Here is a 14,121-nt window from a genome sequence, read left to right on the forward strand (position 1 = left end):
GCCGTCAGGCGGATGAGGGGGTGCCCGCCAAGACTACGAAAATCCATGAATTCAAATCGATAGCCCCCTCATCCGACCCTTCGGGCCACCTTCTCCCCGCAGGGGAGAAGGAATTTCCGGTGCCGAGCCACCCCATATGCGATACCCCTGCTCCCCGAGGGGAGACGGAGGTCTGCCGCAACCACTTCATTCTCAATGGCCCAGGCGAGGAGAGGACGGTCGTAGCGCCTATTCAAACCTTGAGAAGCGACCGTAATTCTGCCGCTCTTGCTCAAGCCGGGCGATAAGCCCCCAGCAGCGCCGGCGGTCCATCGGTCTCCACCTGACCCTTCTCGACCAGATCTTCTAGATGCGCCAGCACCGAAAGTGCCGCCGCCCCATGCAGGCGCGGGTCCGTGTCGCGATAGATGGCTTTCACCATATCAGGGATCAGCCGGTCGCCGGCCTTGATGCGCTCCAGCACGGCGCGCTCGCGCATGCGGCGATGGGTTCTGAGGCCGCGCATGAAGGAGGCCGGCTCCTTCACGGGGCCGCCGTGGCCGGGCAGGAACAGCCGGTCCTCACGGGTAAGAAGCCGCTCCAGCGAAGCCATATAATCCGCCATCGAACCATCGGGCGGCGCGACGATCGAGGTCGCCCAGGCCATGACATGATCGGCGGAGAAGACGATGCCGGTGCCATCGAGCGCGAAGCAGGCGTGGTTGGCCGTGTGGCCGGGCGTCAGCAGCGCCGTCATCGTCCAACCGTCTCCGGAGACGCTTTGGCCATCGGCAAGAACGATATCCGGCTGAAACTCCATGTCGGAGCTTTCGGCAAATGGATTGACCTCGCCCTGATGGAGTGGGCGTGCGGCGCGGTGCGGCCCTTCGCCGACGGTCAGCGCCCCCGTCGCCTCCTTCAGCCGCTTCGCCAGCGGCGAGTGATCGCGATGGGTGTGGCTGACAAAGATATGGGTGACCTCGCGCCCCTTCAGCGCCGCCATAAGGGCGGCGAAATGTTCCTCGTTCTCCGGGCCGGGATCGATGACGGCGACGGAGGAGGTGCCGACGATGTAGCTGTTGGTGCCGTGAAAGGTGAAGGCGCTGGGATTGTTGACCGTCATCCGCTCGATGCCGAGCACAATGGGAACGGCGCGGCCATAGGCGGGTTCGAAGGCAAGATCGAAGTCAGGCGTGCTCATGATTGCTTGTATTCGATTTCGATAAAGGACATCGGCTCCGAGCCGGCATTGACGACATTGTGTTCGACACCCGCTTCGCGCCGATAGGCGGCACCCTTGGCGATATCGACACGCCTGATGCCGCCGGGCTCCTCCAGCAGAAACTGGCAATCGGTCATCGGCACCACGACATAGCCGAGGCCATGGACATGATGCCCGGTATCGGCGCCGGGCTCGAAATCCCAGCGCGTGATGCGGCAGACGGCATCATCGAGAAGCACGGTGGGCACGGCCGGCGGGCGGGCGCGAAACTGGCTCATCAAGCCTCCTCATTTCGAATGCAGTGCAGCAAGACCTATCATAGCCGCCCGAAAAGCACACAGAAATATGCGTCCGCGCATCACTTAGTCATTGTAGCGGCAAGCGACCTTTGCTAATCAGACGCCGATTTGGCTGGCATGACAGCCATTTTCTCTGTTGGGGCGTCGCCAAGCGGTAAGGCACCGGTTTTTGGTACCGGCATTCCCAGGTTCGAATCCTGGCGCCCCAGCCACACACCCTAATCCTAGAGTCCACCAACGCTCTGCTCCTTGGCGGCAACAATATCTTTGCTGCGTTGGAGATATTGCCCTGCGAAGTTCTCGGCTGGCAGCATCGTTATTTCATCCCTTAAATCTTGTTTGACCTTTCTCCTTCATTCTGACCGCCATCATCTCGATACAGGCGACCATGAACCACACTTCTCCCGAATTGCTGCTTTCCATCGTTGCCCCCTGCCACAATGAGGAGGAGGGGCTTGGCGAATTTTACCGGAGAGCGGTGGTGACGGCGCGGGGGATTGCCGGTGAGGCCTTCGAGATCATCCTGGTGGATGACGGGTCGACCGACGGTACCTGGGAGGTCATCACCGCGCTCGCGGCTGAGACGCCGCAGGTGCTTGGTGTACGCCTCATGCGCAATCACGGTCACCAGCTTGCGGCAACCGCCGGTCTTGCCGCCTCGCGCGGCGAGCGGGTGCTGCTGATCGATGCCGATCTTCAGGACCCGCCGGAATTGTTGCTCATGATGATGCCGATCATGGATCGCGGCGCGGATGTCGTCTATGGCCAGCGCATGCGCCGGCAGGGGGAAAGCTGGTTCAAGCTCGCCTCCGCCTCGCTCTTTTATCGGCTGCTGTCGAGGCTCGCCTCGGTGGCGATCCCGCGCGATGTCGGCGACTTCAGGCTGATGCGCCGCCGCGTTGTCGACATCCTGCTGGCGATGCCGGAGCGGGATCGCTTCATCCGCGGCATGGTGAGCTGGATCGGCGGCCGCCAAGTGGCGCTGCCCTATGAGCGCGATGCGCGCTTTGCCGGCACCACCAAATATCCGCTGCGCAAGATGATCAATTTCGCGCTCGACGCCATCACCAGCTTCTCCACCGTGCCGCTGCGCATCAGCACCTGGCTCGGCCTTGCCAGCGCCGGCTGCGCCGCCTTGCTGCTCGTCTACACGCTTATCCGCTGGTTTGCCGGCGAGACCATTGTCGGCTGGTCGAGCATCATGGCGGCGATCACCGCCTTCAGCGCTATCCAGCTCATTTGCATCGGCATTATCGGCGAATATGTCGGCCGCCTGGTGCAGGAGAACAAACGGCGCCCGATGTTCATGATCGAAAGCCTGCTACAGGGCGGCCGTTCGCTCGAGATTCCGAGCGACTTCTCCGATCTGGACGCGGCGGGCAAACGGCATGCGCTCAAACGCGCCTTGAGCGGCTCCGGCGAGACGGCTGATGGCGCGGAGCAGGTGAGGGCGATCCGCTGATGCCGCAGCCATCAGCAAGCGCGCCATCACCGGAAGATGCGGCTGTTTCCGCGACCGCGCGCGAAACAGCCGATACGGATGCCGCCATCGCCAAGCAGAAACCGGGTCTGGCGATTGCAGCCTTTCTGATCCTGGTCGCGATTTTCGTCGCCGTCTTCAAGTTTCCGCCGATCCTCGACTATCCCAACCATTATGCGCGCATGTGGCTGCTGGCCGGCGGCATCAACACGCCGCCCTTTCATGAGATCTATGCGATCGACTGGAACAGGACGTTCACCAATGTCGGCATCGATTTCGCCGCCTATTGGCTGGGGCCGCTGATCGGCGTTTCGCTGCTGGCGCGCGGCCTTCTTTTCCTGGCGATCGTGCTGCCGCCTCTCGGAGCGATCGCCCTGCACAGGCGTTTGTATGGCGGCGGCTATTACTGGCAGATCGGCATATTGTATTTCGCCTGGTGCGCGACGCTGATTGGCGGCTTCGTCAATTTTCAGATCGGGCTCGGCATGGCGCTGTTCTTCGCGACCGCCGACCACGCTTTGCAGTCCCGCAATGCAGCCGCATTGTTCGGCTGGCGTCTGCTGGCGGGTCTGCTACTGACCGTCATGCATCTTTTCTCGCTTGGCTTCTATATGGCGCTCGTCTGCGGTCTCGAGTTCTCGTCGACGACGGCGGCATTGAAGTCGCCCCGCGATTTCCTGCACCTGTGCGGCAGGCTTATTGCCGCAATGCTGGCTTGCACTCTGCCCGCGATCTGTCTTTTCCTTTACCAGCCTGTCTTACCCGGCGCCGGCAACAGTATCGATGCAGCCTGGAACGATACGCCGCTCCTGATCTTCGCCAATTTGGCGTCGGCGTTTTGGAGCTACATGCTATCGGCCGATATGCTGCTCCTGATCCCCTTCGTGCTTGTCGTCGTCAATGCCGTTTGCACCCGCCGGCTGCGTCTGCATGCAGGCCTGGCCGTCACCGTCATCGGCTTGCTGATCCTCTCCTGCCTTTCCCCGCGCCATGTTCTGGGAACGGGTTGGATCAGCTGGCGCTTCCCCATCATGGCAGCGCTTGCGGCCATGGTCATGGTGTGTCCTTTGCCAAGCCTGCCTCGGCGCCAAGCGGTTCTCCTGGCCGCCGTACTGGTAGCCGTCGCACTCGGCAGAACAATCTGGATCGGAGCCAACTGGTGGCATGGCGAGGCCGATGTCGTCGACATCCGTACCGTGCTTGCAAATGTTCCGGAGGGAGCGGCAATTTTGCCGATGGCTCATAAACCCGCGAATATGCCAACAGACATAAGCGCACGATATTATGCCTGGAACGAGGATACATTCCGGCACCTGCCGACCCTCGCGATCCCTTACGCCCATGCCTTCGTACCGACGGTTTTCACCGCTGCCGGCAAGCAGCCGCTGACCGTCATGCCGCCATGGCGGGATATCGCCGTGCCGGAGGGCAATCTCGTCTCCTCCGGCCTGCTGAATTGTCCCGCAGAGCTAAAGGCTTTCATCGAGGTAGCGCCGTATCTCGTCGATTGGCGGCGCCGCTTCGATTTCCTTTTGATTGTCAATGCCGATATGCCCGATCAATACAGCGACAAGCTTCCCGATGGCCTGAGGCTCGTTGCCGACACACGGTTTGCCAAACTCTATGCGATCGACAAAGCGTTTATGCCCGCAGCCGATGGTTCGTCATCGCAGGGCTGCTCGCCTCCGCCAAAGACCTGAAGCGCACTGCGGCCTTTAAGACCGCTTCGAGCGCTTCAGGTCCTTGATTGCGTAGCTTGTTCGCGGATTTCATAAACGCAACAGGCAGCCTTCGCAGACCGCCCGCTGGCATTGTTTCGTGATGAAGCTTCGCTGTCAGCTTGCCTTTTCCGGCGGCGCCAGAAGCTCGGCGCAGTAGGACGGGCCATTGACGCCGGGCTGGTCGCCGAGGATTTTAACCGAGCGGATTTCGTAGCTCTGGTTGGTGACGATGTCGGCCTTGCAGCTCAGGGAGCGCTTGCCGCTCTTCTTGCCGTCCTTGGTGACGATGGTCACGTTCTTGTAGCCGCCGCGCCAAGTATAGACGCGATTACCGCTTTCGTCGCGGTCGGAGAGCGGCGGGCCGTAAGCCGCGAAGAAGCGGCCTGCAGACTGGCCCTGCCAGCGATCCTGAACGGGGTTCTTGGCAAGCAGCGGAAGGGCCGCTGTCGTTGTTGTCGTCGTGGTGCTGCAACCGGCCAGCGCCAGCAACAGTCCAGCCGCGGTGATCATGCGGATATTCATCGTGTCGTCCTTGAGCTTCTGTCACGCATAAGGTTGCGGAAAAGCCGCTGTCCCACGACGTTTCCACCTGTCCCGCATAGGGCTTTAGCGCCAAAGCCGGCAAAAGAAAATTCCCATCCGCGTGTACAAACGGGATTTTACTTGATCTGTTGCGCCTTTTGCACGCTGGCATTTTCGACAGTTGTTTCCTGCCGATTTTACAGGCAGTTGAGGCTGTAATTTTTTCGTCAAAAATCAAAAGGTTTTTGAAATTGGTGCTTGTGCATCAAAAATGGCTGGTCTATAGAAGCGCCGCTGGTCACGGAGTGTAGCGCAGTCTGGTAGCGCACCACGTTCGGGACGTGGGGGTCGAGTGTTCGAATCACTCCACTCCGACCAGCTTAAAATATTGATCTTTTTCCCGAAAAGCCTCCCATTGAAAATGCCATTTGACGGATTTGTGCACGGTTCGGCCGTGTTTCGCCGATATGCGATAGCGGCGTTTCCGCCTCAATGTGTCAGTTGCTCAAGGCTGAGTATTTGTGGCTTGCAGAAGCCGTTCTGACACCGCTAAGCCATTCTCGATCCACATCGACCAAGATCTAAACCCGCTTCAAACATGCTTTTATAAAACCGGCTCTTTTTGTCGCCCGAAGCACCATATACAAGGAAGAGGGACGTGCATCCGACTCAGGCGAGGGTTCGGCTGGCAGGTGCTGAAGCGGAGTAATGGAATGGATCTTGTTGACGGGGTGGCCAGATTGGCTGGGGAGACGATCATGGGGCGGCGGCAGCCTAGCGGCGCTTTGCGAGGTCATGCCGTAGGGAAGAGATCGGGGATCGCAGCCGGCTTTAGTGTCCTGGCGTTGAGCGCCGCATTTCTTCTAAGCTCCAGCAGCAATGCTCTGCGTGCTGCCGATTGTGGCAATGTCGCCGGACCCGGGCTCGACTGGAGCGGCTGCAGCAAGACCAATATCATGCTGCAGAGCAGCGATCTTCACGCTGCTAACCTTGCAGGCGCGCATTTCGACAGCACCGATTTGAGCGACACCAACCTGACCTCGGCCAATCTCGAAAAGGCTACCCTCGTGCGTGCCTGGCTGAAGAATGCCAAGGCCGATGGCGCCAACTTCGCCAAGATCGAGGCGTATCGTTCCGATTTCAGCAACGCCTCTGCCAATGGCGCTTCGTTTGCCAATGCCGAATTGCAGCGGGCCGAATTTGCCGGCGCACAGCTTAACAATGCCGATTTCCAGAAGGCGGAGCTCGGCCGCGCCGATTTCGACAAGGCCGTGCTGACAGGGGCGAATTTCGCCTTTGCCAATCTCTCGCGCGCGACTCTGAATGGCGCGGTGATGGATGGCTCGACCTCCTTCAGCGGCGCCTTCATGTATCTGACGCGCATCGAGGGTCTCGATCTGTCGAAGGCTAGCGGTCTGCAGCAGGCGCAGATCAATTTGGCTTGCGGGGACAATACGACCATATTGCCGTCCTGGTTGAAGGCGCCCTCCAGCTGGCCTTGCCCGCCGGATGAGAAGGACTGATAGCCTTTTCGCGCCAGAACTTCGAAAGAGCAAACCCATGTTCGTAGAAAAAGCGATCCAGCACGACAGCAAGCCCGAATTCTATCGCGAGCTGGCCGATCAGTTGAAAGCCTTGCTTGATGGCGAGCACGATCCGATCGCCAACGCGGCAAATACCTCCGCGCTGATCTTCCAGATGCTGCCGGACCTCAATTGGGCGGGCTTCTATTTCCTTCAGCGGGAAGACGAGCTCGTGCTGGGGCCATTCCAGGGCAAGCCGGCCTGTGTCCGCATTGCTGTGGGTCGCGGCGTCTGCGGGACGGCGGTCGAAAGGGCGCAGTCGATCCTCGTCGAGGATGTGCATGCCTTTCCCGGGCACATAGCCTGCGATGCCGCCTCGCGATCGGAGTTGGTCGTGCCGCTCTTTCGCGGTGGAAAGGTCTTCGGCGTCATCGATCTCGACAGCCCGCTTCCCGGCCGTTTCGATGGTGACGATCAGGCTGGCATCGAGGCGCTCGCAGCGATTTATGCCGCCTCGGCCGAGGCGAATGGGTAGGGTACGGCGTCACGCAGTCGTGATCGATATGGCAAATCGATCACGCGATGCCTATATTGGCTCTGCAACCATTCCCTCAGCGCTGATCGAGCAACATTCGGCCCTTTCGAGCCCTCATCGAGGACGTCAGGCCAAGCTCGGAAGGTGTGCCAAGGGGCAAGGAGAACAACAATGGGCAAATACAGCAAGACGGCAGAGGCCATCGCCAAGCTTACCCCTGAGCAGTATCGCGTGACGCAGCAGAGCGGCACGGAACGTCCCGGCTCCGGTGAATATCTCTATAACAAGCAGCCCGGCATCTATGTCGATATCGTCTCCGGCGAGCCGCTTTTTGCCTCCGCCGATAAGTTCGATTCCGGCTGCGGTTGGCCGAGCTTCACCAAACCGATCGAACCCGCCAATGTCAGCGAACTGACAGATGTGTCGCACGGCATGGTGCGCACTGAAGTGCGTTCCGCCAATGGCGACAGCCATCTCGGCCATGTCTTCCCGGACGGACCGATCGATCGCGGCGGACTACGCTATTGCATCAATTCCGCCTCGCTCCGCTTCGTGCCGCGTGACCGCATGGAGGCGGAGGGCTATGGTGCCTATATCGATCAAGTGGAGGATGTAAGATGACAACGGAACGTGCAGTTCTCGCCGGCGGTTGCTTCTGGGGCATGCAGGATCTCATCCGCCGTTACAACGGCGTCATCTCGACGCGCGTCGGCTATAGCGGCGGCGATGTTCGCAATGCCACTTACCGCAACCATGGCACCCATGCCGAGGCGATCGAGATCATCTTCGATCCGCAGAAGATCAGCTATCGCGATCTGCTGGAATTCTTCTTCCAGATCCACGATCCCTCTACGCGCAACCGCCAGGGCAACGATGTCGGTTTAAGCTATCGCTCGGCGATCTTCTATACCAGCGAAGAGCAGAAGCAGGTCGCCTTGGATACGATCGCCGATGTCGACGCTTCCGGCCTGTGGCCCGGCAAGGTCGTGACCGAGGTCGCCCCCGTCGGCGATTTCTGGCAGGCTGAACCGGAGCACCAGGATTATCTGGAGCGCTATCCGAACGGCTATACCTGTCACTTCGTCCGGCCCGGCTGGAAACTGCCCCGCCGGCAGGCCGACGCAGCGCAGCGCGCCGCCTCATGATGAAGGGATCGGCCGGCGCTGACCGGCTGAACCTCTATCTCGGCACATGGGAGGTGAAGCGGCGGATCCTCGATCGCTTCAACCACTCTCTCGTCACTTTCGAAGGGCAGGCGTTCGTCACGCCTGTCCAGTTCGAGGAACATGGCGATACGCGAAGCGATCACGCGACGCTCAGAAGCAGCCGCACCTATCGGCTCGATGATACGCGCGACGAGCTCGTCGTGCGTTTCCCCAATCTTTCGGAATTCATTCGCGTCGGTGAAGGCGCCTCGCAGCGCATCACCCATCACTGCGGTCCCGATCTTTATCGGGGCCGTCTGTTCTTTCGCTCGCCGGATACTTGGGCGGAGATGTGGCGTGTGCGCGGGCCGAGAAAAAACTATCTGAGCCTCGCGCACTACCGACGTATTTAACCTGAACCCATTCTCCTGAATAAGAGACGGTGTTAGCGTGCCTGGCGCCGTGCCCAAACGGCCTTTGCCAGATCTTCCAGCGTACGGACCGATGTCGGCCAGTCGATGCAGCCATCGGTGATGCTCTGGCCATAGACCAGCGGCTTGCCCGGCACGAGATCCTGGCGGCCGGCCACCAGATTGCTCTCCATCATCATGCCCTTGATCCGCTGGTCGCCTGTCGAGACCTGCTCGGCGACTGATGTGACGACGAGCGGCTGGTTTTCCGGGTTCTTGCTGCTGTTGGCGTGGCTGGCGTCGATGATGATGCGCGGCTCAAGACCCACCTTGAGGGACTGTTCCGCCGTCGACTGCACGCTAGCGGCGTCATAATTGGGCTCTCTGCCGCCGCGCAGGATGATGTGGCAATCCTCGTTGCCGCGGGTCGAGGCGATAGCAGCAAGACCCTCCTTGGTCACGGCCGGGAAGTGATGCGGCTGCGACGCCGCGATAATCGCGTCGAGCGCGATCCGCACGTCGCCATTCGTGCCGTTCTTGAACCCGACAGGGCAGGAGAGGCCGGATGCCAGCTGCCTATGCACCTGGCTTTCCGTCGTCCTCGCTCCGATCGCGCCCCAGCTCACTAGGTCGGAAATATATTGCGGCGTGATCGTATCGAGATACTCGCAGCCAGCCGGCAGGCCGATCTCGTTGACATCGAACAGGAGCTTGCGGGCAATGCGCAGACCTTCCTCGATGCGATAGCTGCCGTCGAGATGCGGATCGTTGATCAGGCCCTTCCAGCCGACGGTCGTGCGCGGTTTCTCGAAATAGACCCTCATGATGATTTCGAGATCGTCGGCGAAGCGGTCGCGCTGTTCCTTGAGGAGTGCTGCATATTCGTGGGCCGCAGCCGGATCATGGATGGAGCAGGGGCCGATCACGACGATCAGCCGGTCGTCTTCGCCGTGTAGGATGTTGTGAACGGCATTGCGGGCGCCGCTAACGGTCGCCGTCACGGCCTCGTCGCGGGGAATTTCATCTATGATCCGAGAGGGCGGCGTCAGCGCCGTGATCTCGACAATGCGCAGGTCGTCAGTGGAATTCAACACGGTATCGGTTCCTTTTGGGGTCATACCGTGGCGACAAAAAAGCCGCCAGGTAGAACCAGCGGCTGTTCGGGTCTTGCTGTCGTGTCTTTTCTAACTACGCACAGGCCCGCCTCCGCTGAGAGCAGCGGTACGAATAAAATCGTGCGGAATATGCGTGAGCGAAAGACATAGGCTGTCTCTACGATAAAAAATGCCTGGTGTCGATGAGGAAGATTGAGTTTCAGACGGCGCTGCGGAAACGCCATTAGGCAGCCAACTATCTATCTGCCGGGCTTCCGTTCCTGTTTCACCCAAGTTTCTCCCTGAGCCGGCCCTCAGAAAAATGACGAACCCCTGGCTCGGAAGGATCGGCCCGACTTCGCTGGAAGTAAGGCCGATCCCCATCCGATCAGGGGTCAAGTCAGATCAGATCTCGTAACCGAGCGATTAGAAGCTACGCTGGAAGCGGAGAACGCCAGCCCACTGGTCCTGATTGATGGAGTCCCAGTTGGTGTAGGAAACTTCCGGCGTGATCTGAAGGTTCTTGACCGGGTTCCAGCGGACGTTTGCGGTGGCTGCGAAGATCTTCGAGTCGGTGTAGGCAACCTGAGCGTTCGCCTGCAGCTTTGCGTTGATCGGAACAGTGACGCCGCCCCAGACAGCCCAGTCGCCCCAGCCGATACCCTTGGCAGAGCCGGCTCCGTTGGCGTTTGCGTACTTGTTCAGCTTGTCGCCATCGGTGTTCCAGCCGCCCATCAAGAAGGCCTTGAAGACGCCGAAGTCGGCATCGACGCGAGCCTTGATAGCGCCTTCTTCAACGATGGAGTCATAACCACCGACGATCTTGAAGCCGAAGTTGCCAGCCTTGTAGCCAGCACCGGCAACGACGTCAGGCAGGTAGTGGTTGGTGCTGTTTTCGCCGTTGGCGCCCGTGGCGCCCGAACCGGAGTTGCTGTCTTCAACCGAGATCACAGCCGTGAAGCCGTTGCCGGCGTCATAGTTGTAGGTCAACTGGTTGAGTTCGTATGGGCCGTCGTTGACCACGTCGTCGTTGATGACGTTGCCGGCGTAACCGATGTACGAGTTGTACTGGGAGTCAGCCTTACCGACCAGGAAGCCGCCGAGGCTGATGTTGGCGAACAGCAGCTTCGTGGTGGTCGCGCCGCCATCCTGCCAGTCCCAACGGATGACCGTGTTGGTCTTCAGCGGACCATATTCGGTGTCGGTCGCGGTGTCGAGGCTCAGATGAGCGCGGGTATGCCAGAGCGTGCCATTGTGGCTGTTCGGGTTGTAGGCATCGTACCACTTGCCTTCGGTACGGACATAACCGCCGATCTTGAGGCAGGTTTCGCTGCCCGGGATGAAGAAGTAGCCAGCGCCATATGCGTCGCAGATGCGGACGTATTCGAGCGGTTCCGGCTCGGCAGCAACGATAGCGTCGGCTGCCTGAGAAGAAGGCTCTTGATGTTCATAAAAACTCCAATCCAATATAGATTGGGCATAGGCAATCGCGCCGAAAATCGACGTGCCTTAACCCTATCCCTGTTTAAAAACCCCGACTCGGGAGAAACGGGCCCCACCCGCTTCTGGTCGCTATTAAAGACGAATTCCTGCAAAGTTATATGATATATTTTTCTCGGGATGACTTTTTCGTGAAATTTAAGTTCAAGTTGCAAGAAAGCAACAGGCGCTAACAAAATGCTAAGTGCTGCATAATATTGGCTACGTAATAGTCATTTTATGGTATAATTTTTTTCTTCATCTTATTCGAATATTATTTGATAATATTTGTTGCGCGTGCTCGGCCAAATGCAATTCCCTTTTGATGGCTTACACCACATCATCGCCCTCCCGCGGCAGCCGAGGGGTGCCTGTTCAGGCCATCGCTAGCTCTTTCGGTCGATTAGTATGAGGCTGGCCGCCTCGAGGCTGAAACGATGAGCTTGCTCAAGATAGAGCCGATCATGATGCCCCAGAGCCCGCTGGTCATGCCGACGATGATATCAAGCGGCGACCCATAATTGCCGCTTGCCAACAGATGCGAAACGGAAAGTGCCAGCACGCTGCCGATCATCAGGAGGCAGGTGAAGGAGGGAGACTGCGGGTAGGCGAGACGGGCAAGCATGCCTGCTACGCAAAGCGCAACGGCGCGAAAGATGTCAAACGGATTGCCGAATGTGGCTTGCCAATTGAAATGCGCAAGCGTTACGCCGATAAGCGCCGCAATGTAGGTCCAGGCAACAATCTTCAAAAACCGGTCTGATATCATGGGGATATGATATAGCAGCGGCGAATACAAACGCCAGCCTGACGCCGCTGCGAAGATCGTTGGCGCACGAATCCGGTGCGCACATTTTATGTGGTTTCGAAATATTCTGTTGCGGTGCGGTGTGGTTTTCGGCCGTGTTCGGCCTTCGATTCGCCTTCTTGCTGTGCCGCGGGCGGCGAGCGGACCGGCCGCGTTACTTTCCGCCAGTCATCAATGCCACTTAAGCTTTCGATACGCGAAGCGCCTCTCCATCCTCGTCCAATTGCTCCGCATCTTCTTCCGCGGCGGTAGTCGATGATGAGCGGCCCAGGAAGGAAAAGACGACAATGGCCGTCAGGACAGTGATGCCGGTCAGTAGCCAGAGCAGTGTGCTGAAGGCGTCGCCATAGCCCTGGATAAGAGTGCCGTGCCCTATTGCGGGCACATTCGATGCTGCAGCGGCCAGGTTGCCGGTTACGAGCTGCTGCGCGGCCATCGCGGCGTGCTCGCCAGCGGATACGCCGAGGTTCGAGTGAACGAAGGCGGAGAGAATGGCGCTGACGACGGCAAGCGCGACCCCTTCGCCGGCGACGCGAGTGGTGCTGAAGATGCCGGTCGCCATGCCGGCCCGCTCCCTGGGGACGACGCTGACAGCAAGCCCGTCCATCAGGCCCCAAGGCAAGCTGATGCCGACTCCGATCGTCAGCAGTGGACCGATGAGAGCGGCTGGGGCCGAGCCGACGGCAAAATGGCTGAGCCAGAAAAGGCCCGTCGCCGAGATGATGAGGCCGGTGCCGCAGATCGTTGCGGGGCTGAACCAGCGGGTGAGAAGCCCGGCGACGATCGGCAGGATGAGCAGCGGCGCCGAAAGCGCGACCATCATCCGCCCGGCGGCGATCTCGCTCATGCCTTCGATGCCGACGAAACGCACGGGCAGCAGGATCAACAAAACGACAAAGGCGTAGGCAGGTGCTGCCGCGAGCAGCTGCACGCCGACGAAACGCGGATAGCGAAACAAGCTGAGATCCAGCATGGGCCGCTTCACGACCCGCTCGATAATACCGAAGGTGAGAAAGAGCAGTGCGGCGCCGGCCAGCAGGGCGAGAACGAGCGAGTCGCTCCAGCCAGTTTCCGGCGCGCGCAGCACGCCATAGGTGAAGAGTGTCAAGGCTAGCGTGAAGCTCAGTGCGCCCGGCCAATCCAGCCCTGCCGCATCGGGATCTTTGGATTCGCGCAGAAAGCAGGCGCCGAGCCCAAGTGCGAGCAACGCCAGGGCAACTACGAGGATGAAGATGGACGGCCAGCCGAAAGCATCGATCATCAGGCCGGATGCGATCGGCCCTAAGGCGAGACCGACGCCGAAGCTGGAGCCGACGATGCTGAAAGCACGCATCCGCGCTGTGCCGTCAAACTCCTGAGCCAGCGAGGCCATGCCTCCGGAAAAAGCGGCGGCTGCGCCAAGGCCCTGCAGTGCCCGCAATATATCGAACCAGACGATGTTGCCGGCTAGCGCCAGTCCGGCCGAGAACAGCGCGAAGCAGCCGACGCCAGCCAGGAAGATACGCCGCCGGCCAAAGCTGTCTGCCAGCGCGCCTGATGCCATCAGGCAGCTGCCGAAGGTCAGCATGAAGGCGTTCGTGACCCAGTTGAGCGCGATCGGACTGCCGCCGAGCGTGCGGCTAATGGCTGGCAGAGCCACGGCGGGGCCGGTGAATGTGAGCGGCATCGCCGCTGCGGCGCAGCAGACGGCGACGAGGACGAAGAATTTCTCGGTCGCACTTGCGACCTTTGTCTGGGGAGAGGTCATGGGATTACCGTTGAGTTTGAGCAAAGGGGAAGCGGCGGGCAATCTTGGGAGTCGCGCTGGCCAAAGGCCGGCGCCCGCGCGCTTCAAATGATCCAAGCAGGATATATTTGCTGTAATCGGATGATAATTGCGCTAGTTATCCATATATACCGGAACA

The 14,121-nt window shown here is 59.9% G+C and carries 14 protein-coding genes and 2 tRNA genes; 9 read left to right on the top strand and 7 right to left on the bottom strand.

Annotated features, from left to right (window positions below):
• Positions 1-271 precede the first annotated feature (271 nt).
• Positions 272-1,180 carry an MBL fold metallo-hydrolase gene (locus PH562_RS24930; RefSeq protein ID WP_285176409.1) on the bottom strand — a complete coding sequence of 303 codons (909 nt, stop codon included), beginning with the start codon at positions 1,178-1,180 and terminating at the stop codon, positions 272-274.
• A complete protein-coding gene (locus PH562_RS24935; RefSeq protein ID WP_112341239.1) occupies positions 1,177-1,479 on the bottom strand; it encodes a cupin domain-containing protein in 303 nt (100 codons plus the stop codon). Before PH562_RS24935 ends, PH562_RS24930 begins: the two co-directional genes overlap by 4 nt.
• A gap of 158 nt (positions 1,480-1,637) precedes the next feature.
• On the opposite strand from PH562_RS24935, the gene PH562_RS24940 reads away from it, so the two are divergent.
• From PH562_RS24940 to PH562_RS24950, 3 genes are all read left to right on the top strand, one after another.
• Positions 1,638-1,712, top strand: a tRNA-Gln gene (locus PH562_RS24940).
• A gap of 176 nt (positions 1,713-1,888) precedes the next feature.
• Positions 1,889-2,962 (top strand): glycosyltransferase, encoded by a 1,074-nt coding sequence (locus PH562_RS24945; protein ID WP_285176410.1) that lies wholly within the window; start codon positions 1,889-1,891, stop codon positions 2,960-2,962.
• On the top strand, positions 2,962-4,680 hold the full coding sequence (locus PH562_RS24950) for a hypothetical protein (protein WP_285176411.1): 1,719 nt from the start codon (positions 2,962-2,964) through the stop codon (positions 4,678-4,680). The genes PH562_RS24945 and PH562_RS24950 overlap by 1 nt, the downstream gene beginning before the upstream one ends.
• Before the next feature lie 135 nt (positions 4,681-4,815).
• Here PH562_RS24950 and PH562_RS24955 read toward each other — a convergent pair whose 3' ends face one another.
• Positions 4,816-5,223: a hypothetical protein gene (locus PH562_RS24955; RefSeq protein ID WP_113232305.1), complete on the bottom strand. Its 408-nt coding sequence runs from the start codon at positions 5,221-5,223 to the stop codon at positions 4,816-4,818.
• A gap of 301 nt (positions 5,224-5,524) precedes the next feature.
• Here PH562_RS24955 and PH562_RS24960 point away from each other — a divergent pair.
• The 6 genes from PH562_RS24960 (at position 5,525) to PH562_RS24985 (ending at position 8,839) form a co-directional block, all read left to right on the top strand.
• Positions 5,525-5,601 (top strand) — tRNA-Pro (locus PH562_RS24960).
• Positions 5,602-6,041: 440 nt separating this feature from the next.
• Positions 6,042-6,746: a pentapeptide repeat-containing protein gene (locus PH562_RS24965; protein WP_440477616.1), complete on the top strand. Its 705-nt coding sequence runs from the start codon at positions 6,042-6,044 to the stop codon at positions 6,744-6,746.
• A gap of 37 nt (positions 6,747-6,783) precedes the next feature.
• A complete protein-coding gene (locus tag PH562_RS24970) occupies positions 6,784-7,281 on the top strand; it encodes a GAF domain-containing protein (RefSeq protein ID WP_285176413.1) in 498 nt (165 codons plus the stop codon).
• 171 nt (positions 7,282-7,452) lie between these two features.
• Positions 7,453-7,902, top strand: a complete 450-nt coding sequence (gene msrB, locus PH562_RS24975) for a peptide-methionine (R)-S-oxide reductase MsrB (RefSeq protein ID WP_113232307.1) — start codon at positions 7,453-7,455, stop codon at positions 7,900-7,902.
• Positions 7,899-8,426 (top strand): peptide-methionine (S)-S-oxide reductase MsrA, encoded by a 528-nt coding sequence (gene msrA, locus PH562_RS24980; RefSeq protein WP_112335537.1) that lies wholly within the window; start codon positions 7,899-7,901, stop codon positions 8,424-8,426. The genes msrB and msrA overlap by 4 nt, the downstream gene beginning before the upstream one ends.
• Positions 8,423-8,839, top strand: coding sequence for a DUF6314 family protein (locus PH562_RS24985; RefSeq protein WP_285176418.1), 417 nt, complete (start codon positions 8,423-8,425; stop codon positions 8,837-8,839). The genes msrA and PH562_RS24985 overlap by 4 nt, the downstream gene beginning before the upstream one ends.
• Before the next feature lie 32 nt (positions 8,840-8,871).
• On the opposite strand, the gene PH562_RS24990 is transcribed toward PH562_RS24985, so the two are convergent.
• The 4 genes from PH562_RS24990 to PH562_RS25005 all read right to left on the bottom strand — a co-directional run bounded on the left by PH562_RS24990 (position 8,872) and on the right by PH562_RS25005 (position 13,964).
• The gene (locus PH562_RS24990; protein ID WP_285176419.1) at positions 8,872-9,930 is read right to left on the bottom strand and encodes a 3-deoxy-7-phosphoheptulonate synthase; all 1,059 of its coding nucleotides are present in this window, start codon (positions 9,928-9,930) and stop codon (positions 8,872-8,874) included.
• Positions 9,931-10,356: 426 nt separating this feature from the next.
• Entirely contained in the window at positions 10,357-11,397 is a 1,041-nt protein-coding gene (locus PH562_RS24995) for a porin (protein WP_285176420.1), read from the bottom strand.
• Positions 11,398-11,812: 415 nt separating this feature from the next.
• Positions 11,813-12,160, bottom strand: a complete 348-nt coding sequence (locus PH562_RS25000; RefSeq protein WP_285176421.1) for a hypothetical protein — start codon at positions 12,158-12,160, stop codon at positions 11,813-11,815.
• A 238-nt stretch (positions 12,161-12,398) separates the two neighbouring features.
• A complete protein-coding gene (locus PH562_RS25005; RefSeq protein WP_285176422.1) occupies positions 12,399-13,964 on the bottom strand; it encodes an MFS transporter in 1,566 nt (521 codons plus the stop codon).
• Positions 13,965-14,121 lie beyond the last annotated feature (157 nt).

Source organism: Rhizobium centroccidentale (genome assembly GCF_030182565.1).
Lineage (GTDB): Bacteria > Pseudomonadota > Alphaproteobacteria > Rhizobiales > Rhizobiaceae > Rhizobium.